This window comes from Cytobacillus sp., assembly GCF_032154635.1.
Taxonomy (GTDB): Bacteria; Bacillota; Bacilli; order Bacillales; family Cytobacillaceae; genus Cytobacillus.
On record NZ_JALDXW010000054.1, the window covers coordinates 1 to 20,579 of the forward strand.

General features: G+C 39.6%; 23 protein-coding genes, 1 pseudogene and 1 riboswitch. Of the genes and pseudogenes, 22 read left to right on the top strand and 2 right to left on the bottom strand.

Going from position 1 to position 20,579, the window contains the following annotated elements; all coding sequences use genetic code 11:
- Positions 1 to 195 precede the first annotated feature (195 nt).
- Positions 196 to 1,554: a magnesium transporter gene (mgtE, locus tag RUH74_RS22085; protein ID WP_313804340.1), complete on the bottom strand. Its 1,359-nt coding sequence runs from the start codon at positions 1,552 to 1,554 to the stop codon at positions 196 to 198.
- Positions 1,555 to 1,742: 188 nt separating this feature from the next.
- Between mgtE and RUH74_RS22090 the strand changes: the two genes are divergently transcribed.
- From RUH74_RS22090 to RUH74_RS22160, 15 genes are all read left to right on the top strand, one after another.
- The gene (locus RUH74_RS22090; RefSeq protein ID WP_313804343.1) at positions 1,743 to 2,519 is read left to right on the top strand and encodes a hypothetical protein; all 777 of its coding nucleotides are present in this window, start codon (positions 1,743 to 1,745) and stop codon (positions 2,517 to 2,519) included.
- A 145-nt stretch (positions 2,520 to 2,664) separates the two neighbouring features.
- Positions 2,665 to 2,849, top strand: a riboswitch (cobalamin riboswitch).
- A 116-nt stretch (positions 2,850 to 2,965) separates the two neighbouring features.
- Positions 2,966 to 3,943: an ABC transporter substrate-binding protein gene (locus RUH74_RS22095; protein WP_313804346.1), complete on the top strand. Its 978-nt coding sequence runs from the start codon at positions 2,966 to 2,968 to the stop codon at positions 3,941 to 3,943.
- Between the two features lie 46 nt (positions 3,944 to 3,989).
- Complete coding sequence (locus RUH74_RS22100; protein WP_396230148.1) at positions 3,990 to 4,967, top strand: FecCD family ABC transporter permease; 978 nt, start codon at positions 3,990 to 3,992, stop codon at positions 4,965 to 4,967.
- Between the two features lie 3 nt (positions 4,968 to 4,970).
- Positions 4,971 to 6,440: an adenosylcobinamide amidohydrolase gene (locus RUH74_RS22105; protein ID WP_313804396.1), complete on the top strand. Its 1,470-nt coding sequence runs from the start codon at positions 4,971 to 4,973 to the stop codon at positions 6,438 to 6,440.
- Positions 6,437 to 7,402 (top strand): adenosylcobinamide-phosphate synthase CbiB, encoded by a 966-nt coding sequence (gene cbiB / locus RUH74_RS22110; protein WP_313804352.1) that lies wholly within the window; start codon positions 6,437 to 6,439, stop codon positions 7,400 to 7,402. Before RUH74_RS22105 ends, cbiB begins: the two co-directional genes overlap by 4 nt.
- Positions 7,377 to 8,453 (top strand): threonine-phosphate decarboxylase CobD, encoded by a 1,077-nt coding sequence (gene cobD, locus RUH74_RS22115; protein WP_313804355.1) that lies wholly within the window; start codon positions 7,377 to 7,379, stop codon positions 8,451 to 8,453. Before cbiB ends, cobD begins: the two co-directional genes overlap by 26 nt.
- Positions 8,432 to 9,013 carry a bifunctional adenosylcobinamide kinase/adenosylcobinamide-phosphate guanylyltransferase gene (locus RUH74_RS22120; RefSeq protein WP_313804358.1) on the top strand — a complete coding sequence of 194 codons (582 nt, stop codon included), beginning with the start codon at positions 8,432 to 8,434 and terminating at the stop codon, positions 9,011 to 9,013. Before cobD ends, RUH74_RS22120 begins: the two co-directional genes overlap by 22 nt.
- Positions 9,010 to 9,879, top strand: coding sequence for a cobyric acid synthase (locus RUH74_RS22125; protein WP_313804361.1), 870 nt, complete (start codon positions 9,010 to 9,012; stop codon positions 9,877 to 9,879). The genes RUH74_RS22120 and RUH74_RS22125 overlap by 4 nt, the downstream gene beginning before the upstream one ends.
- Positions 9,866 to 10,657, top strand: a complete 792-nt coding sequence (gene cobS, locus RUH74_RS22130) for an adenosylcobinamide-GDP ribazoletransferase (protein ID WP_313804364.1) — start codon at positions 9,866 to 9,868, stop codon at positions 10,655 to 10,657. Before RUH74_RS22125 ends, cobS begins: the two co-directional genes overlap by 14 nt.
- Complete coding sequence (locus RUH74_RS22135) at positions 10,615 to 11,232, top strand: histidine phosphatase family protein (protein WP_313804367.1); 618 nt, start codon at positions 10,615 to 10,617, stop codon at positions 11,230 to 11,232. The genes cobS and RUH74_RS22135 overlap by 43 nt, the downstream gene beginning before the upstream one ends.
- A complete protein-coding gene (locus RUH74_RS22140) occupies positions 11,184 to 11,618 on the top strand; it encodes a bifunctional adenosylcobinamide kinase/adenosylcobinamide-phosphate guanylyltransferase (RefSeq protein ID WP_313804370.1) in 435 nt (144 codons plus the stop codon). The genes RUH74_RS22135 and RUH74_RS22140 overlap by 49 nt, the downstream gene beginning before the upstream one ends.
- A 14-nt stretch (positions 11,619 to 11,632) precedes the next feature.
- A complete protein-coding gene (locus RUH74_RS22145) occupies positions 11,633 to 12,217 on the top strand; it encodes a cob(I)yrinic acid a,c-diamide adenosyltransferase (protein WP_313804399.1) in 585 nt (194 codons plus the stop codon).
- Complete coding sequence (locus RUH74_RS22150) at positions 12,218 to 12,712, top strand: ECF transporter S component (RefSeq protein WP_313804373.1); 495 nt, start codon at positions 12,218 to 12,220, stop codon at positions 12,710 to 12,712. It abuts the gene before it with no gap.
- The gene (locus tag RUH74_RS22155) at positions 12,709 to 13,416 is read left to right on the top strand and encodes an ATP-binding protein (protein ID WP_313804375.1); all 708 of its coding nucleotides are present in this window, start codon (positions 12,709 to 12,711) and stop codon (positions 13,414 to 13,416) included. Before RUH74_RS22150 ends, RUH74_RS22155 begins: the two co-directional genes overlap by 4 nt.
- A gap of 1 nt (position 13,417) precedes the next feature.
- Positions 13,418 to 14,026 carry a histidine phosphatase family protein gene (locus RUH74_RS22160; RefSeq protein ID WP_313804378.1) on the top strand — a complete coding sequence of 203 codons (609 nt, stop codon included), beginning with the start codon at positions 13,418 to 13,420 and terminating at the stop codon, positions 14,024 to 14,026.
- A 201-nt stretch (positions 14,027 to 14,227) separates the two neighbouring features.
- On the opposite strand, the gene RUH74_RS22165 is transcribed toward RUH74_RS22160, so the two are convergent.
- Positions 14,228 to 14,782, bottom strand: coding sequence for a GNAT family N-acetyltransferase (locus RUH74_RS22165; protein WP_313804381.1), 555 nt, complete (start codon positions 14,780 to 14,782; stop codon positions 14,228 to 14,230).
- A gap of 187 nt (positions 14,783 to 14,969) precedes the next feature.
- On the opposite strand from RUH74_RS22165, the gene RUH74_RS22170 reads away from it, so the two are divergent.
- From RUH74_RS22170 to RUH74_RS22200, 7 genes and pseudogenes are all read left to right on the top strand, one after another.
- Complete coding sequence (locus RUH74_RS22170) at positions 14,970 to 15,731, top strand: methyltransferase domain-containing protein (RefSeq protein WP_313804384.1); 762 nt, start codon at positions 14,970 to 14,972, stop codon at positions 15,729 to 15,731.
- Between the two features lie 233 nt (positions 15,732 to 15,964).
- Positions 15,965 to 16,363, top strand: a pseudogene (locus tag RUH74_RS22175) (GNAT family N-acetyltransferase); the annotation flags it as partial.
- Positions 16,364 to 16,459: 96 nt separating this feature from the next.
- Positions 16,460 to 16,882: a FosM family fosfomycin resistance protein gene (fosM, locus tag RUH74_RS22180; RefSeq protein WP_313804401.1), complete on the top strand. Its 423-nt coding sequence runs from the start codon at positions 16,460 to 16,462 to the stop codon at positions 16,880 to 16,882.
- Between the two features lie 77 nt (positions 16,883 to 16,959).
- A complete protein-coding gene (locus RUH74_RS22185) occupies positions 16,960 to 17,823 on the top strand; it encodes an AraC family transcriptional regulator (RefSeq protein WP_313804387.1) in 864 nt (287 codons plus the stop codon).
- Positions 17,824 to 17,939: 116 nt separating this feature from the next.
- On the top strand, positions 17,940 to 18,353 hold the full coding sequence (locus tag RUH74_RS22190; protein ID WP_313804390.1) for a VOC family protein: 414 nt from the start codon (positions 17,940 to 17,942) through the stop codon (positions 18,351 to 18,353).
- Between the two features lie 116 nt (positions 18,354 to 18,469).
- Positions 18,470 to 18,889, top strand: a complete 420-nt coding sequence (locus tag RUH74_RS22195; protein WP_313804403.1) for a CBS domain-containing protein — start codon at positions 18,470 to 18,472, stop codon at positions 18,887 to 18,889.
- Between the two features lie 269 nt (positions 18,890 to 19,158).
- Positions 19,159 to 20,579 (top strand): SulP family inorganic anion transporter (locus RUH74_RS22200; RefSeq protein WP_313804393.1); only part of this gene is annotated, 1,421 nt, incomplete at its 3' end.

Here is a 20,579-nt window from a genome sequence, read left to right on the forward strand (position 1 = left end):
AACATAGTGTCCAATCAAATCGTTCCGCAACTTTTTTTGGCTTATTCATTTACCATGCACCTATTTCCGTTCAATTCCTTTGCTCTCATCGTAACAAAGAAAAAATAGCCTTTCAATGTATTTCGGTTTCCTTTTCAGTAAAATTAATCTCATAATATAAGACGTAAAAAGGTGAGAGATGGTTTCCTAAATTTATTACATCAAATGATTAATAAACATTGTGGCAATCCCAAAATAGGTGACAAGTGAGAAAATATCATTCAAGGTTGTAATGAGCGGCCCAGATGCCACTGCAGGATCAATCTTCAAACGATAAAGAATGATTGGAATAATTGTCCCTGCAAGTGTTCCGATGATTAATGTCAGAAACAGCGAGCTGCCAACTACTGCTCCTAAAACAGCACTTCCTTGCCAGAAAAATGCAATCAAAGAAATAAGAACTCCACAAACAATTCCAATGATTAAACTAACAAGAAACTCCCTCATAATGAGTTTAAAAATGACATGTTTGTTAATGTCATTCGAAACGAGCCCTCTGACAACAACTGCTAATGATTGAGTACCTGTATTTCCTGTCATTCCCGAAATCATTGGCATAAAGAAAGCAAGAGCAACCACCTTTTGCAGAGTATCTTCATACCCGCTAATAATACTGCCGGACACAATTCCTATAAATAATAATAATATCAGCCAAGGAAGCCTTCGATAGGCAGCTACAAAAGCCTTGGTTTCAAAGTCAATTGATTTACCCGAAGCTGAGAGTTTCTCAATATCTTCATTTGCTTCTTGGATGACGACATCGATAATATCATCAACTGTCGCAATCCCCATTAAGACATTTTCGTCGCTTACAACAGGAATAGCGAGAAAATCATATTTTTCAACCAGTCTAGCTACTTCTTCCTGATCGGTAGTAACAGTTACTGAAATTACACGCTCATACATCACATTTCGAATGGGTTCATCTGGTTCTGCAATTAGGAGATCTCGATAAGAAACAACCCCAACAAGCTTCCTGTCCTGGTCGATCACATATAAATAATTAATTGTTTCAGCAAATTCAGCAAAGGACTTCAGCTTTCCAACTGCTTCAATGACAGTATAGTAATCCCTAATCCACACAAAGCGGTTTGTCATTAATCGTCCGGCTGTTTCAGGGGGATACTTCATAATATCCTGGACAATGTCTGATTCACTTTTCTTCATCCCGGAAAGAAGAGAGGCGATTTTTTCTGGTGATAAATCGTCTAAGAGAACAGCTAAGTCGTCGTTGTCCATTAAATCAAGGACTTTCCCTGTCTTTTCAAACCCTAGTTTATTTAATACTTCAAGCTGCCGATCCTTATTCAGCTCTTCGAGTAAGTCAGCAATCAGATCTATATTCATAAATAGTAAAAAGCGAGTTTTATGCTTTTCCGGCAGGTTTTCGTAAATATGTGCAATATCATATGGCTGCAGTTCATCGAGAATTAATTCAAAATCTCTTTTCTTATTCTCTTTTAATGTTTTTATAATGTGAAGAGTAATCTGATTTTCAGTCATGCTTTGTATCAAACTTCTCACACTCCTTCCGCCGGATCTTTATTTATATTATAATGCCACGCTTATTATAAAAAATTTTACCGCGGAATAAAATGTGTTATGGTTAATATAAATAAAAATATTCATTATTAGATTTATAATAAGCTATACTTTGGTATGATCATTATTATTAGTTACTTAAATGTACGGAGGTTTCACCATTGAAAAAGAGGAATCATGGGGTTCGTGATATTATTTATATTCATATAAATGAACGTGAACACTATACAATTACTTATGGTATTGAGTTTGCCCAGTTTGCCCAGTCGTTGTTTGCCACGCTAAATAATCTCCTGCTGCTGAAACATCGTTATGAAGATGGGGATTTTAATATGCATACCTTGCATGAGTTTGTGCCAAAAGAAAAATTGAAAAAACTTATGGAAGAGGATGTCTATGGGTATGGTGACTTTTGCTGGATTGATTTTGAGGAGGAAGAGGCATTAAATGAACTGCCTAGTCAGGCGATAGCTGAACTGCTTTACCTTGGTCATTTGAAAGAGCATTTAAAGCTGCCTTTTTATAATCATCTAAGCAATCGCTATGTTTATTTAGCTCATGATGATGGTTGGTACAATAAGACGTATTACCGTGATTTCAGTGATTTTTATTCCTTATTAGGTGAAGTCATTCCCGAAAAAATGGGGCAGACCAAGGTTGAAAAGACGTTGTTTGGGTTAAAGAAAAAAAGGTCGTATCCCACGATATCAAGTGATATCCTTCGATTGTTGAAACCAATGATGAGAGAGGGCGCACTTCTTTCAGTTAAAGATATCGAACAAAATCGTACAAGAATAGAAATACCTATTTGGACGATTGGAGACTTCTCAAACATGGACGATATGTGCGAGGAATATGAGAATATTATAAAGGAACCTTGTGATGCCAAGCTTGTTTTTGATAAAAAGTCACGAGAATGGAAAATTTACGGCCGATAATGAAGGGAGATTGCCCCTTTAACTCATGTATAGCAGCTAAATTTATTATATTCGCCGTTCTCTCGACTTTATTGGACAAAATCATAAATTTATTCGCCAATACTAAAAATTATCGTGTATAATCGAAATTAGCGGAAAATTTCATACATATTTAAAGATAGGTGTCTTTCAATGTATTGAAGACTTAAAAGGGAAGTTGGTGTAATTCCAACGCGGTCCCGCCACTGTAAATGAGAGCTTACTGCAATGACCACTGTACGAGCATGTATGGGAAGGTGCAGAAAAGCAATGACCATGAGCCAGGAGACCTGCCTGATCTTTTTTCACCACAACCTACGAGGATAGGAGGTGTTTGACTGGATTCATACCTTTTTGAAGATATGCCTATTCAAACATCTCCATATCAATTGTGGAGATGTTTTTTCAATTATAGGAGGAAAGATAAAATGAAAAAGCTTTATTCACTATTATTTGCACTCTTGCTGGCAATTGGTTTGTTAGCTGGATGTGGAGAAAGTACAGACAATCAAAAAGTAAACGAAAATACCTCAGGTGAGGAAACACAAGCACCAAAAGAAGAACAAGCATTTCCAGTCACGATAAAAGATGCGCTTGATAATGAAGTGGTTATAGAAGAAAAACCAGAAAGAATTGTTTCCTTGATTCCAAGTAATACGGAGATTACGTTTGGATTAGGTTTAGGAGAACAAGTCGTTGGAGTGAATGACTACGATAACTACCCTGAGGAAGTAAATGAAATCGAAAAGATTGGCAGTATGGAATTTAATGTAGAGAAAATTATTTCGCTAAAACCCAATCTTGTTCTCGCTCATGCTTCAAGTGCACATAATTCAGTTGAGGGCCTCCAACAGCTTAGGGATGCTGGGATTACGGTACTGGTTGTAAATGATGCGAAGAACTTCGATGAGGTGTATCAATCGATTGAAATGATTGGTACAGCAAATGGTGTAAAGGATAAGGCAGAAGCTCTTGTTGCTGAGATGAAGGGAAAACTTGAAGAAATAAAGGCAAAAGCACAGGAAATAAAAGCGGAGGATCAGAAAACCGTTTTTGTTGAAGTAGCACCTGCTCCAGAAATTTTTACTCCTGGTAAAAATACGTTTATGGACGTCATGCTGGAGACGATTAATGCGAAGAATATTGTAACGGAAGATGGCTGGCTTCCAATGGACCCAGAAGCAATTATTGAAAGAAATCCGGATGTAATCATTACAACTCACGGATATTATACAGAAGACCCAGTTGGAAATGTAACAAGCAGAGATGGCTGGCAGGATATCACCGCTGTGAAGAATAAGCAAGTCGTGGATGTAGATTCTGATATGGTTACCCGCACAGGCCCAAGGCTTGTTGAAGGAGTAGAGGAACTTGCAAAAGCTGTTTACCCTGAAGTATTTAAATAATAAGTTCGTTGCTTACTTGATTGCCGCAGCATTTCTAATCATTGCGATGCTGCTTGGGATATCCATAGGAACAGTCTCGGTTCCGGTGATGGACATTATTAAAATTATCGGTACAGAAATTTTCCGTATCGCAACAAATGAAAATATAGATCCTATGTATTCGAATATTGTTTTAAATATTCGTCTGCCAAGGGTTATTTTAGCAGGTTTAGTTGGGGCGTCTCTTGCAATTGCGGGAGCCGCCTTTCAAGGTTTATTAAGGAATCCTCTTGCTGATCCTTATACATTGGGTGTTTCCTCTGGGGCATCAGTTGGGGCGGTATTGACGTTATTTTTTAGTATTTCGCTTCCTGTTGCAGGCATGTTTACCCTGCCATTATTTAGTATTCTCTTCGCATTTATTACTATATTTCTTGTGTTAATTTTTGCTCGCCAAATTGACCGTTCAATGAAAGTGGAAACGATCATCTTAACAGGTATTATATTTAGTTCCTTTCTTGGCTCGCTTATTTCCCTTATGATTGCGCTTACAGGCGAGGAATTACGGCAAATCATCGGCTGGCTGCTTGGCAGTGTTTCCATGAGGGGCTGGGCATATATTAAAATTATCTTTCCTTTCTTTATTGTTGGTTCGCTGCTTTTGCTTATAAACAGCAGGGAATTGAATGCGATGTCTTTTGGAGAAGAGAGAGCACAGCATATTGGTGTAAATGTCCAAAAAAGAAAAATGACAATATTAATTGCAGGCTCTATTTTAACAGGGGCTGCTGTTGCGGTTTCAGGAACAATTGGGTTTGTTGGACTTGTCATTCCGCATTTAACAAGGCTGTTATGGGGACCAGATCATAGGCATTTATTGCCGCTTTCCATTTTAACGGGGGGAGGCTTCCTCATTCTTGCTGATCTTGTGGCCCGCACGATTATTTCTCCTACTGAACTGCCAATTGGTGTAATTACAGCACTAATTGGAGCACCGGTATTTGGGCTTATTTTGATGAATAGAAGAAAGGAAAGAAGAGGATAGATGATGCTAAGTGTAGAGCAATTAACGGGCGGATACTCTAGTGATTCGGTTTTAAAAAACATCTCCTTTGAATTGGAACAGGGTGAATTGTTCGGAATCCTAGGACCTAATGGCAGCGGGAAAACAACATTATTAAAAATGCTCAGCGGGATTCTTCCTTTTTCCAAAGGAACGATTCTATTGAAAGGAATCCCTATTAAAGCGTATACGGCCAAGGAATTAGCGAAAGTAGTTGCTGTTCTGCCTCAGCATACAGCTCAGAGCTTTTCTTATACAGTTAAGGAAACGGTTTCGCTTGGCAGATATGCACATCAGAAGGGCTGGTTTCAAACATGGTCCAGTGATGATGAAAGAATTGTGAGACAAGTAATGGAACAAACGGGTGTCGCCCAGTTTGAAGATCATCTTATTCATGAGCTATCAGGCGGTGAAAGACAGCGCGTTTATCTTGCTCAAGCACTAGCCCAGGAACCGGAAATTTTGCTGCTTGACGAACCGACGAATCACCTGGATCTTTCTTTTCAGAAAGAATTGCTTGATTTGTTGAAGGAATGGACGAAGGTCAGGGGACTAACTGTTATTTCCATCTTCCATGATTTGAATTTGGCTGGTCTATATTGTGATCGGCTGCTGCTATTAGAAAATGGCGAAATTAATATTAACCATATACCAAATGAAGTCCTTCGTGAGGAGAGAATTAGAAAGGTCTATCAGACAAAAATTCAGAAGCATCCCCATCCGAAAGTACCAGCACCGCAAATGGTGCTGCTCCCGGAAGAAATTTCTGGGGAAAAAGAAAGTTTGACAATTGATGAATCCTTATTAGAAGTATCGAAAGAATATATTGCGCTCAAGTGTCCGATTCCGCTTCGAACCATGTCTTCTGGAGTGGTCGGATCTGGAACGGGCTGGCATCAGTTTTTTGTAAATAGGCATGTAGATAAGGATTATGATTGCAGTGATCATCGAAAAGAAATGGTCAATTATTTAAAATCCCATTACTTTGAACCCGGGGAAACAGTTGGGATGATGACAGCCGTTTATCCTGAGGATGTAAGTTATCAACTTTATCAGGCGGATGGTTTTTCTGTTTTTATTGTAGTGACAGCAGGAGTAGGAAATGCGATTGATGCAGCAAGAAGCGAGGAGCATACCTTTAATAAGATACCTGGAACAATTAATACCTGGGTATTTGTAAATGGAGAACTTTCAGAAGAAGCCTTCATTCAAAGCATTATGACGGCTACTGAAGCGAAGGCGAAAGCGATGCATGATTTAGAGGTAATGGACGCGGTAACAGGAACAATTGCTACAGGAACCTCAACGGATAGTATATTAATAGCGGCGACTCAAAATGGGCAAAAACAAGACTATGCTGGAACGATTACACCACTAGGGCAATTGATTGGAAAAGGCGTCTACGAACGCACAATGAAGGCTATCCAAAAGTCTAGAAAAAGGAATAAGAAATGATTACTTGCCATCTATTTGCTATTACATTTGCCTGTATACTCGATCGGATAATCGGGGATCCAGAGAATTGGCCGCATCCGGTTCGCTGGATCGGTTCGATGATATATAAGCTAGAGAAAAGCTGGAACAGGGGAGCTTCACGAAGAACGAAAGGAATGGGGATGCTGCTAACAGTGTTGCTTATTGTGGGTGGAATGACCTTTCTAATTGTTCGTTTATTTTATTGGATTCATCCGCTTGCTGGAATCGTGGCAGAAGGGATTCTGATCTCAACTGCTATTGCCCAGAAAAGCTTGAAAGAGGCCGCTCTTTCCGTATACGCCCCGTTAAAAAAAGGGGATATGGATGAGGCAAGGGTGAAGCTATCTTACATTGTTGGGAGAGATACAGATCAGCTAGATGAGCCTGAAATCGTCAGGGGAGCCATTGAAACGGTTGCTGAGAATACAAGTGACGGGATTACAGCGCCATTATTTTGGGCTCTGATTGGCGGGGCGCCTTTTGCGCTGATGTACCGGGCAATAAATACGTGTGATTCCATTGTTGGTTATCGAAATGAAAAGTACCAAGAATTTGGCTGGGCCTCTGCTCGCATAGATGATGCTGTGAATTGGATTCCGAGCAGAATTACATCTATCTGTATGCTTGCCAGCAGTCAGCCGGAATATATGAGTGTCAGAGAGGCGTGGAAAATTGTCTGGCGTGATGCGAAGAGGCATCCAAGTCCGAATAGCGGCTGGGGGGAAGCAGCTGTTGCGGCAATCCTTGGCATTCAGCTAGGAGGCATTAATTATTATAAAGGCATCGTCTCTAACCGGGCAAAAATGGGTGACCCGATCGTTCTATTAGAAAAGAATCATATCCTTGAAGCGAATAAAATTGTTGCAAGAACGATTCCTATCTTTCTATTACTTCTATGGCTGGGAGGGATGATGATTGAAATGGCCTGCACATGGGGCTAACCCGCAATATTTATTTGATGCATTACAAATCCCGATGCCTGACAAACGGATAGATTTTAGTGCAAATATTAATCCTCTTGGTCCTCCGCCGATTTTGAAGGAAAACTGGCATCAGCTTTTTGATCATATAAGCGACTATCCCGATCCAAATGGAAATCGATTAAAGAGAATGCTTGCTAGAAGGGAAGGAATGGAGGAAAGTCAAATTCTGATTGGAAATGGCGGTGCCGAGATTATCTCGCTGATCGGCAGAATGCTTGCTGGGAAAAGAATTGTAATTGTTCAGCCAGCTTTTTCAGAATATGAGGAGGCGTGCAGGATCAACGGTTGTACAATTGATTACCATCAATTGAAGCCAGATAGCTGGGAGTGGCAGGAAGGAATAGCTTCTAAGCTGAAAAATGCAGATGCGCTGTTTTTTTGCAATCCGAGTAATCCAACAGGTGTATTTTATCCAAAAACACGGGTGCTTGAATTAATCAAAGCATGTGCGGAAAATGATTGTCTGATGATTGTAGATGAAGCCTTTTATGATTTTCTCATCGATTATGACCCGATCGTTCCATACATCAATAAGTATCCTAACCTTCTTATTATTCGCTCGATGACAAAAATGTTTGCGATTCCAGGCTTGCGCCTTGGCTATATAATGGCAACTCCATCTGTGATTGAGAAGCTATCGGTTTTTCAGCCTCATTGGAGCATGAATGCGCTGGCGCTGAAAGCTGGAGAATGGTGTCTTGAAAGTGAATCGCATATAAATGAAACAAGAGGCATGATCCAGCAGGAGCGTGAGCGGCTGTTTATATTTTATCAAGAAATGGGTTTTCAATTTTCCCCTTCTCAAATAAATTTCTATTTACTAAAGGACCCTGCTATTAAGGAGCAGTTGCCACTGTTTCAGTTTTTAATTAAGAGAGGCGTTATTCCAAGGCATACTATGAACTTTCCAGGCCTTAATGGCGAGTGGCTAAGGTTTGCAATTAAAGGCTCTAAAGACAATAGTCAATTAATGGAGGCGATTGAAGAATGGCGAAGCAGTCATCTTTAATCTTTATAAGCGGGGGCGTTCGAAGCGGGAAAAGCAGTTTTGCAGAAAGGCTTGCTGCTAACATAGCCAATCAAAAAAAGGGAAGTCTTCATTATATAGCTGCAGGGCAATCGAGTGATCCAGAAATGGAGGAAAGAATTGCCCGTCATCAAAAGGATCGCTCTAGGAGCGGGCTAAATTGGCAGACATGGGAGCAGCCAAAAGATTTAAAGCGGCTTTCTAATGCCTTTTCTTCTAATGATGTTGTTCTTCTGGATTGTGTAACGACATTATTAAATAATGAGTTCTTTACAGCTGATAGAGAATGGGAACATCCAGTTTATCAAAGTAAGGTAAAGGAATCGATTTTCCAAGGCATACAATTGATTTCTGAAACCTGTCATACACTGATTGTCGTTAGCAATGAAGTGTTAAATGAGCCGATCGGGAAGAATGCCCTTGTCTTTGTATATACGAGGATACTTGGAGAGCTTCATCAGCTGTTAGTAGCAGAGGCCAAGCAAGCTTATTTGGTAGAGGCAGGGATTCCGATGCAAATGAAAGGAACGAAAAGAACATGAAAGGAATTATGATTCAAGGGACAGCATCTGATGTAGGAAAAAGCCTGATTGCAACTGCCATTTGCCGGGTTTTCGCTAAGGAAGGCTATAAGGTAACCCCGTTTAAATCTCAAAATATGTGCAATTTCTCTTATATTACGAAGGATGGCAAAGAAATTGGGCGCGCACAAGGAATTCAAGCAGAGGCAGCGCAAACGGCTGCTACGGAATGGATGAACCCTATTTTGCTAAAGCCGAGGCCGGGGCACCTTTCGGAAATTATCTTATTGGGGGAGACTTTAGAAACAATTACTGGAAGCAGCTATCGTAATGCCTATTATGAAAAGGGACTTAAGGTGATAAAGAACTCTCTCGAGAGATTAAGTGAGGATTATGAAATCGTCATTATTGAAGGTGCAGGAAGTCCAGTTGAGATTAATTTAAATGATAAAGAATTAGCTAACATGAAAATTGCCGAAATGGCTGACGTACCGGTGGTATTAGTAGCTGATATTGAAAGAGGGGGCGTTTTCGCGAGCATAATTGGCACGTTAGAACTTCTTTCTTCAAGTGATAGGAAAAGAGTGAAAGGCATCATTATTAATAAGTTCCGTGGTGAACGCACACTTTTCGAGGACGGAGTCAAGTGGATCGAGGAAAAGACAGGGATTCCCATCCTTGGGGTACTTCCCCATATGGAGAACCATTCGATCCCGATTGAGGATTCCTTATCGATGGCAGGACAGGAAAATGCTGATTATCATGCTGTGGAACAGGTGGAGGATCAGCGGTATGATGCTCTTGCTGCACATTTGCTTGCACATCTTGATTGGGAAAAGCTGAATGAGATTATATTTAGCTGGGGTATTAATAATGAAATGGCTTAAAGGATTATTAATTAATTTTCAATTTTTTACCTCCATTCCTGTTCCAATCGAATTGCCAATGGATAAGGATCATCTTGAAAAGGCAATTAAGACGTTTCCGCTACTAGGTTTCATACAAGGTGGGATCTATGCGTTGCTGTTTTATGCGGTTCTGCATTGGACGCCGTTTTCAATTTTAACGGCAGCGTTGGTACTTTGGCTTGCAGGAATCATAATCACTGGCGGAATTCATCTGGATGGCTGGATGGATACGAGTGATGCTTTTTTTTCATATAGGGATCGAGAGAAAAGGCTAGAAATTATGAAAGACCCAAGAACAGGTGCATTTGGTGTTCTTTCTGTCATTGTGTTGCTTGGTACCAAATTCTTCTTTATATATGAAATTACACAGAAGGTTCAGCCTGAAACATTTCTTTTCATTGCGGCCATCCCTTTTTTCAGCAAAATGGGAATGGGTGTCTTACTTTTAAAGGTCAAAGCCGCAAAAAAAGAGGGGTTAGGCACGTTATTTAAACATGCATCAAATAAGAGAACCCTTTTTATTTATCCGGTTTATGTTAGTTTGCTTTTTGTTGCTATGGGCATTTTTTTTAATCAAATTTTATTTGGAATCATTGTTTTCACGAGCGTATCCGTACTAGTCGTGCTTATTCTATCTAAAAAAATTATTAGCTGGTTTGGGGGCATGACAGGGGATGTATTAGGGGCGAGTGTCGAAGGGATGGAGTTTGTGCTATGGATGATACTGTGGCTATTGCATTATTTCGCCATGGGCTGACGGAAGCAAATAAGCGTCAGGTCTATCTTGGCTGGACGGACTCACCGCTTTGTACTATAGAAAATGAGAAACTGGTTAGCTGTAAAGGAAACTATGAGCGTATTTTTTCAAGTGATTTAGGCAGATGTCTTCATTCGGGAAAACTCCTTTTCCCAGCCAATGACCCAGTACAATTATTCGAACTGAGGGAGATGCATTTTGGAGAATGGGAAGGAAAAACCTATGCTGATTTAAAGGATGATTCCTTTTATCAGAAGTGGCTAGATGCTCCGTTTACAGTTAAACCACCTAAAGGAGAGTCCTTTGCGGAATTTTCCCGGAGAGTGGAAAGTGGATGGGAGAAGATCATTGAAAGGATAATGGAAGAGGATATTCATCGATCTGCAGTTATGACTCATGGCGGGGTTATCCGTTACTTTTTAACAAAGCATGCTCCTTATGTGAAGGACTTTTGGGAATGGGACATTTCACATGGCAAAGGATATGAGCTGATTTGGACGCGCGATGGATTAAGGAGGGGTGAGCGATGCATTTTGTTACAGGAGGTGCCTTTAATGGCAAGTCAAAATGGGTGAAGCAACACTACGAGCTATACGCTGCTCCTCATTTGTGGGTTTCTGCCTATCAAGGCAATTCTGTTCCGGAGAATACAGAAAGCTGGCTGGAATTAGTGATCCTTGAAGGGCTTGAAATATGGGTACAGGAATGGAACAGTCAGCTAGTCATCCATGAGAGAAGAGAAAAATGGCGCGAGCTATTGCAAAGCTGGGTTCAATGGGAGAAAGAAGCAGAGCATAGAAAACTAATTTTAATCGGATCGGATATTTCAAAAGGAATTGTGCCTATGTCTGCCGAAGAACGTAACTGGCGGGATGTAACTGGCTGGGCCTATCAGGATACTGCGAGGATGGCAGAGAAGGTTAACTTAATCTGGTATGGTATTAGCCAAAAAATAAAATAAAAGGGGAATGGATGATGAAAATTTATACGCGTACCGGGGATAAAGGAAAAACGAGCATTATTGGTGGAAGAGTAGATAAGGATGACATTCGGGTAGACGCATATGGGACAGTTGATGAGGTAAACTGCTTTGTTGGACAGGCGATGACACAATTAGATCCAGCTGTTTTTCAAGATGTTCTGGAAGACTTGGAGAAAATTCAGCATGAACTATTCGATTGCGGTGGGGATTTAGCGAATGTAACCAAAAATCGTGAACTGAAATTAACAATGGAAGCGGTAGAGTATTTAGAGAAAAGAATTGATGCCTTCATTGAAGAGGCACCAAAGGTTGAGCGATTTATTTTACCGGGTGGCACATCTGCCTCTGCTTCCATTCATATCGCAAGAACCGTTACGAGAAGAGCGGAAAGATTAGTTGTTTCCCTAATGAAGGCAGATCCTGGCGTTTCAGAGGTTTCATTAAAATTCATTAATCGCTTATCTGATTATTTCTTTGCCCTTGCAAGAGTCATTAACTTCCGTTTGAATACGAGAGATGTTGAGTATATTCGCAGTGCAAAGGTTTTTCGTGAGGGGAAGCGTAAGGAGGATAAATAAATGAAATCAAAAAAAATGGCTTTAATTAGCCTGCTTGTTGCGCTGACTGCTATTGGGGCTGCCATAAAAATTCCAGCTATAATCGGTAGTGTGGCATTAGATGCTTTTCCGGCTTTGCTTGCAGCGGCTCTTTTAGGTAGTCCTGCTGGAGCCATTGTCGGAGGAATGGGGCATCTGCTGTCTGCGCTTATAGGCGGCATGCCGCTAGGTCCGCTGCATTTTGTCGTTGCCATTGAAATGGCCTTTCTAGCATTTATTTTTTCACTTCTTTATCGGAACGGGAAAAGGTGGCAGGCAGGAATTCTCTTTATTTTAGGGAACACATTTGCGGCACCGCTGCCATTTTTATTTTTAATGGGTAAAGCCTTTTATTTATCTATCGTCCCGTCACTTTTTATAGGTTCTGTTTTAAACACAGTAATCGCCTTACTCATCATTCCACGGCTTTCTCCCATAATAGAATTAATGATATCTAAGGAGAGGGCAAGCCAATGAGGGATGTTCTGCATATCCCTTTTAATAGTGAAGAATCTGTTGTTATTGCGAGTGATAATAGCGGGGCAATCGGTTTGAAAGCGGAAGATGCTGTAAAGGTCCCTTATGAAATGGTTTCGTATTACTCCTTTCGGGTGGCAGTTATGGAATGTATGGCGGCAGGAGCGGATCCTTTTGCTGTTACATTGCAGAATTTTTGTGGTGAAGAGGCATGGCAGGCATTGATGGCTGGGATTAAGAAGGGACTTTCAGAACTTGAGCTGGATCGAGTTCCAATAACGGGAAGCACGGAAAGTAATTTTACTTTGAGTCAGTCAGCAATAGGAATGACTGTTCTTGGGAAAATGAGGGAGAATATGAGTGAGTCTATGTTCTCGGAAGAAACGAGGGTGGCTGTAATCGGTGTTCCGCTAGTAGGGAATGAATTAGTGGAAAGAGAAGAGGAAGCTGCACCATTGTCGTTGTTTAAGAAAATTTGTGCGCTGCCAGATGTTGTTACCTTGCCAGTCGGATCAAAAGGCATCTTATTTGAATTGAATCGCTTATTTTCAAATAAAGTATTTGCCGCGCATGAGATTGATACGAACTTGGACCTTCTTAAATCATCTGGTCCATCTACTTGCTTTATCGCAACTTATCCTGAAGGAAAAAAGGATGAAGTAATGTCTCTAGCGGGTCGATATTTTTATGAGTTAAGGGGTTAGTATGCTAAATTTATATATCATTAGACATGGTGAAACAGAATGGAATAAAGAAAAAAGAATGCAAGGACGTCTCGATTCGGATTTGACGGAGAAAGGCAAGAATGATGCGCTGTTATTAGCTGAAAGGCTGAAGGATACTGATTTTGAGCGAATTATTTCATCGCCTAGTCAGCGAACGATGAATACAGCTAAGTATGTTTGTGGGAAAAAACATATTCCGATAGAAACGGATGAGCGCTTAATGGAAATTGATTTAGGCGCTTGGCAAGGGAAAACAGAGACTGAAATTAAGTCTCTATATCCAACACAATACGACATGTATTGGAACAAGCCTTCTATGTATGAAAATCCAGATGGAGAGAGATTTATAGACGTGATGAATCGGTTTGATAGCTTTTTAGAAGAGCTAGTAGAAACAACTCCTTCAGGCAATATGCTTGTCGTTACTCATGGGGTCGTTCTTAAAACACTCTACCTGCTCTGTCGAAATGCGCCAATTGATCAGCTCTGGGAACCGCCTTTTATACATGGGACAAGCCTTACGATTGTTAGGCTTCATAATGGAAAGAAAGAGCTTATACTGGAAGGATGCATGGCTCATTGCCGTTAGACTCGCTTGTAATGGAGAGGGTCTTTTTTTATTATTTTAATGCTCAGTGGCCCGTAAATTATTGTAAGTGGCCGATTAAAATGGAAATTTGGCCTGTAACCTTATCATGGAAAATGAAAGCTGCGGTCACTGATCGGGAGAAAAAGCCTGCAAAAATGCAGGCTTGCCACATTTAGATTATTCCTATTAGAGAAAACATATCTAGCAGTTTTGCTCCTCCCATTCCTCTCTCAAAATTCCCATTCGAATAGAATCATAGTATTCCCCATTGTACAACCGGCATTTTCTCAACCGAGCTTCCAGCTTCATCCCGATTTTTTCAGCAGCACGCATCATCCTTTTATTGCCTGACCATGTCGTGATCCCAACTCTAACTAATGGAAGCGAGGAAAAGAGATGCTCAACCCAGAGGGTTAGGGCGTCCGTTCCATAGCCGCCACTCCAATACTGCGGATCATAGATAACAATTCCCGCCTCCAGCCAATTGGATTCGCGGTGCTCCCAATAGTAGCTGACTATCCCAATTAATTCTCCATTGACTTCTATCGCCATTCTTGGTACCGGGTCTTCGTCTGGAATCTTGATAAAATCCTTTCTAAAATCTTCATATTCTTTAAAAACAAGAGGAAAATAGGGTGCATCCCACTTTTTCCATTCTGGATTTTCCGTTCCATAAATATAATCCCATAGCTGTTTTAAATCATCGTCCAAAATAGGACGTAAAGTTACTTTTCTTCCTGTAAGTATTTTTGTCATATGATCGCTCCTATCTATAAAATTATTGTATCAACATCTATTTGAATGTTGTAAATATTTGCATTAAAATGGTAGAAAACTAGTTAGGTGATTGCAAATGTACTATCTTTTAATAGAGAATTAGTAACCGAATAAGAGGTCCTCCTACAAGGATACGACTAAAATCCACAGAATCGGAGGAATAGAGATGACGGAAAGTTATTTTCAATTTTTACTAAAACAGGTCGATACACCGTTTGAAGGATGGGATTTCTCGTATATTTCAGATACTGGTAGGGTAGCTACTGAGCCATTTCCTTGGAGTTATACGAATTGGGTTTTAAAAGAGCTGTTTCATTCAGAAAGCATGCTTGATATGGGCACTGGTGGAGGAGAATTTCTTTCTAAATTGCTTCCGCTTCCAAAAATGACAGCTGCAACGGAACGCTACAAACCTAATATTCCGATTGCAAGAAAAAGGCTCAATCCATTAGGGGTTAAAGTTTATGAGGTTGAGGATGATTCCAAGCTGCTGTTTAAAGATGAACAGTTTGATCTAGTTATCAATCGCCATGAGTCCTATTCACCAGACGAAGTGAATCGGATTCTTCAGCATAAAGGGATATTTATTACCCAGCAAGTCGGTGGAACCGATAATTTACGACTGAATGAACTCCTTGGCGCACCAATGGATTTTGGCTATGCAGAGTGGCAATTAGCAAAGGCTGTCGAGGATATTAAAGCGGCTGGTTTTACAATTTTAGAAAAAAAAGAGGCACATCCGTTTACAAGATTTTATGACGTAGGGACGATCTGTTACTACTTAAAAGCTATTCCTTGGCAGATTGATGACTTTTCAATCGAAAAGTATGAAAAACAGCTTTACAATATCCATAAAATAATTGAACAAAAAGGATATATAGAGGTAAAGTCTGATCGTTTCATTATTAAGGCAGTAAAAAATAGCTAATAAAAATCGTGGTTGAGTGTAAAATCTAAAAGTTTTACACTCTTTTCTTTTAAAAATAAATCGGCGGTTTGTTTTATTGAACAAGCCTTTATGTGCGAAGCAATTACCAGTGAAGTGAAAATAAGCAGGCCGATATTTACATTTCTTTGTTGAAAATATTTGAAAAAACATAACAAAGAACAAATGTTCTTATGTTAAAATAGGAAGTAACATAGACATAGGAGGGCTCTTGTATGAACTCAACAAATAAGGTCAATTTGCAATTATATAAAACCGAATACTTTGAATCGTTAAGTCAGTTTGAACTACCTAAAGAACAAGAACAATTTACTGCACTACCTATTCATTCACTGGAAATGACTCATGAGCGGCACCCGATCGTCATTTTAAACAATAATGAACCGGTTGGTTTTTTCGTACTTCATTCAAGTGACCGGGTAAAAGAGTATTCTGATAATCCGAATGCCATGTTGCTAACGGCATTTTCAATTAATCACGCTCATCAGGGAAAAGGATTTGCCAAAATGGGGATGGGGCAAATAAAGGTTTTTGTAAATCAAAGCTTTCCTGTGTGTGATGAGATTGTATTAGCAGTGAATAAAAAGAATGTGGCTGCCCAAAAACTTTATGAAAAAGTCGGTTATAAAGACACGGGCCGCAGAAAGATGGGGAAAATTGGCGAGCAATTGATATTAAGTTACCCTGTCGGAAATGATTTTGACAAGAAAGTGAAGATCAAAGGGTTAAATCATTTTTTATTTTCAGTTTCAAATTTGGAGAATTCGATCGATTTTTATCAAAACGTTTTTGGTGCAAAGCTTTTAGTAAAAGGGAGAAGTACGGCGTATTTTGATTTGAATGGGATGTGGCTTGCGCTGAATGAAGAAAAGGATATTCCTCGCAATGAAATTAGCCATTCCTATACACATATCGCTTTTTCAATTGAGGAAGATGATTTTGAGAAAGTATACGAGAAATTAAACCGATTACAAGTACATATCCTTAATGGCCGCCAAAGAGATGAAAAAGATAGAAAATCGATTTATTTTACGGATCCGGACGGTCATAAATTTGAATTCCATACAGGTACTTTAGAAGATAGACTGGCTTATTATCGGCAAGAAAAAAAGCATATGGAGTTTTTCGATTAAAAATGGTCTTAACAAAGCATAAATTGACAGGAAGCAATCCAGTACGGTTGTTATTATTTCATTAAGGAGTGAGCGATATGGGTTGGGTTGAATCGCTGCAGAAGGCTATTAACTATATGGAAGAACACATATTAGAAGATATATCAATGGAGAATATTGCGAAGCAGGCAAACACTTCTGAATTTCACTTTCAGCGTACTTTCGCGATTTTAACAGATGTCTCTGTTGGTGAATACCTTCGGCGAAGACGATTATCGTTAGCAGCTCAAGAATTATCCAATACGGATCACAAAATTATTGACCTAGCCTACAAGTATGGCTATGACACTCCTGAGGCTTTCTCAAAGGCATTTCGTAGGCAGCACGGGCTAACACCTAGTGAGGCAAGAAAGAACATTGGAAAGCTAAATTGTTATAACCGCCTGGTCATCCAGGTGAATCTGAGAGGAGCGGAACCGATGAGGTACAAAATTGTGGAAAGAGACAGTTTTCAAGTAGTAGGTATTAAAAAAGAGTTTTCCCTAATTAATGAGGAGAATTTAAAAGGAATCCCTAAAATGTGGGATGAAGTGAATGGGGATGGAACAGTTGAAAAACTCGCACGATTAAATAATGGGGAAATTAAAGGGATCCTAGGGGTGTGCGTGGATAAAAGATTAACACAATCCGAACAATCCATTGATTACTGGATTGCCGCAGAACATAAAGGAGAGGGATCCGCGGATTTCCTAGCACTAGACATCCCAGCATCGAAATGGGGAGTATTTGAGGTACATGGACCTATGCCAGATGCAATGCGAAAAGTATGGAAGCAAATTTTCTCAGAATGGTTCCCTTCCAATCAATATGAGCATGCAGGAACCCCAGAGTTGGAGGTTTATTCAGATGAAGATCCTTCAAGCCCGGATCTTTATTCTGAGATTTGGATTCCTTTAAAATAGTTACTAAGAGGAGCTGCTTATTAAATAGGTAGCTCTTTTTTTACTGCCAAAAAAAGGATTTGTATGGGATAAATAGAATTTATGAAGATAGTTTATTAAAAAGGGAGGGATTTGAGATGAATGAAAAAATTTTAAGAGTAGGGACCACCTATATTCCAGTCCAAAATATTAAGCGAGCAGCCAGCTGGTATGTTAGCAAACTAGGGGCTGAACTCAGCTACCAAGATGAGGATAAAGCCATTCTTAATTTTGCTAATCAAAGTTTCTTTCTGGTGCGAGCAAAAGAAAGAGAAACGGCTAATTTTTATGATTATAATGGTCAGAAGCGTTTTTCGCTTACGTTCGAAGTGAATGGATTATCTGAGTTAGCGGAATTACATAAGGAATTTCTTAAAAGTGAAATAAAAGTGGGAGAGATAGAAGATAGGGGCCATGCGGGAAGGAACTTTGTATTTAGTGATTTAGATGGCAATCTATTCGATGTATGGAGCGAGTTAAGCCCTATATTTAAGGAGAAATTTTCCATTTAATCATCTTATATTTGAACAGTAGAAGGAAGAGTAAAGCTTATTTCATTTGTATAGTAATGCTTATCTTGCAAATAATACTCCAGTAAGGTTAATTACGAATGGAGGGAGTACGATTTATTATGCAAGTGAGAGATGTCATGAGTACAAGTGTACAAAGTTGTTCCAATCAAGATGATTTAAGCACAGTTGCTTCTAAAATGCAGGCATTAAATATTGGATCACTGCCAGTTGTAGAAAACAATCAAGTAGTAGGAATGGTGACTGACAGGGATATGGTCGTTCGTGGTTTAACCAATGGAGCTCCAAATGATTCCATTCAAAGTGTTATGTCCAATAATGTCGTCACTGTGTCACCTACAGCATCTTTAGAGGAAGCGGCTCAGTTAATGTCTCAACACCAAATTCGTCGTCTGCCAGTTGTAGAGAATGGAAATCTTGTAGGGATGGTTTCTCTAGGAGATCTTGCGGTACGTGAGCAGGCCGACCAAAAAGCTGGACAAGCTCTTACTCAAATTTCAAAAAGTGATTTATCTTAAAGAGACACGATTAAGTGTCTCTTTTTTATTAATATAACTGTCCCCGCTTAATATTATTTGATGATTCATTTTACAATTTATAAAAGAAATATTTATACAGTAATAAAGAGAAAAAAAGAGGAAATTGAAAAAAAGTAACGAAGTTAGCGCTTTCATAGTGCTTGTCATTCTTCGTAAATATGTTATGATTCTATATGTTTTTAACGGTCCCGACTTTGATGCGAGTTCAAAGTCATTTTTTTTTGAAAAAATTTAAATGAGGTGTTTATTTGAAGATACTAACAACTAAAGAACAATGGTTTGGCAATATTAGAGGGGACATTCTTGCAGGAATTGTTGTGGCATTAGCCCTGATTCCAGAAGCTATTGCTTTTTCAATTATTGCTGGTGTGGATCCGATGGTAGGCTTATATGCTTCCTTCTGCATCGCGGTCACGATTTCCATTGTAGGTGGCAGACCTGGTATGATTTCGGCAGCGACTGGAGCAATGGCACTTCTAATGGTAACATTAGTTGCTGATCATGGGATGCAATATTTATTTGCTGCTACGATATTGACTGGTCTTTTGCAGATTTTATTTGGTGTGTTTAAATTGGCTCGTTTTATGAAGTTTATCCCTCGATCTGTTATGACTGGTTTTGTTAATGCATTAGCCATTTTAATTTTTATGGCGCAGCTTGAACAATTTGTTGGTGCAACATGGGTTATGTATGCATTGGTTATTGGCGCTTTAGCGATTATATATATTTTTCCAAGAATAACGAAGGCGGTTCCATCTCCATTAGTTGCCATTATCATTATCACTATTATTGCTATTATGACAAAGAGTGATGTAAAAACTGTAGGGGATATGGGCAATTTAACATCTGCTCTCCCCTCCTTTTTCATTCCAGATGTGCCATTAAATATAGAAACTTTGAAGATTATCTTTCCTTACTCATTGGCTCTTTCCATTGTTGGCTTGTTGGAGTCATTACTAACTGCGTCTATTGTAGATGATATGACGGACACAGAAAGTGACAAAAATCGTGAAACCCGGGGTCAGGGAGTAGCAAACATTGTTGCTGGTTTATTTGGCGGAATGGCTGGCTGTGCAATGATTGGTCAATCTGTTATCAATGTAAAATCTGGTGGAAGAGGAAGGCTGTCTACGCTTGTTGCTGGAATATTTTTGATGTTTCTGATTTTGGTGCTTGGAGATATCGTTGTCCAAATACCGATGGCTGCATTAGTTGGTGTAATGATTATGGTTTCAATTGGGACGTTTAACTGGGCTTCAATTAAAGGGCTAGCCAAGACGCCTGTAACTGATTCAATTGTTATGATCACGACAACGGTAACCACTGTGTTCACCCATGATCTTTCTAAAGGGGTATTTGCAGGGATCATTTTAAGTGCGATTTTCTTTGTGGCAAAAATCTCTAAGGTGCATGTAACCGCTCAAATGACAGGCGGTAAGAAGATTTATGCAGTAACAGGACAAGTATTTTTTGCTTCAGTAGATGAACTTGTCAAGGCAATCGATTTTAACGGAGAGGTAAAAGAAGTAGAGATCGATTTTACCCACGCGCATATTTGGGACGACTCAGGGGTTGCAGCGATTGATAAAATCGTATTAAAGCTGAGAAATCATGGAGTTGCAGTTCAACTATCTGGTTTAAATAAATCCAGCTCGAATTTAATTGATCG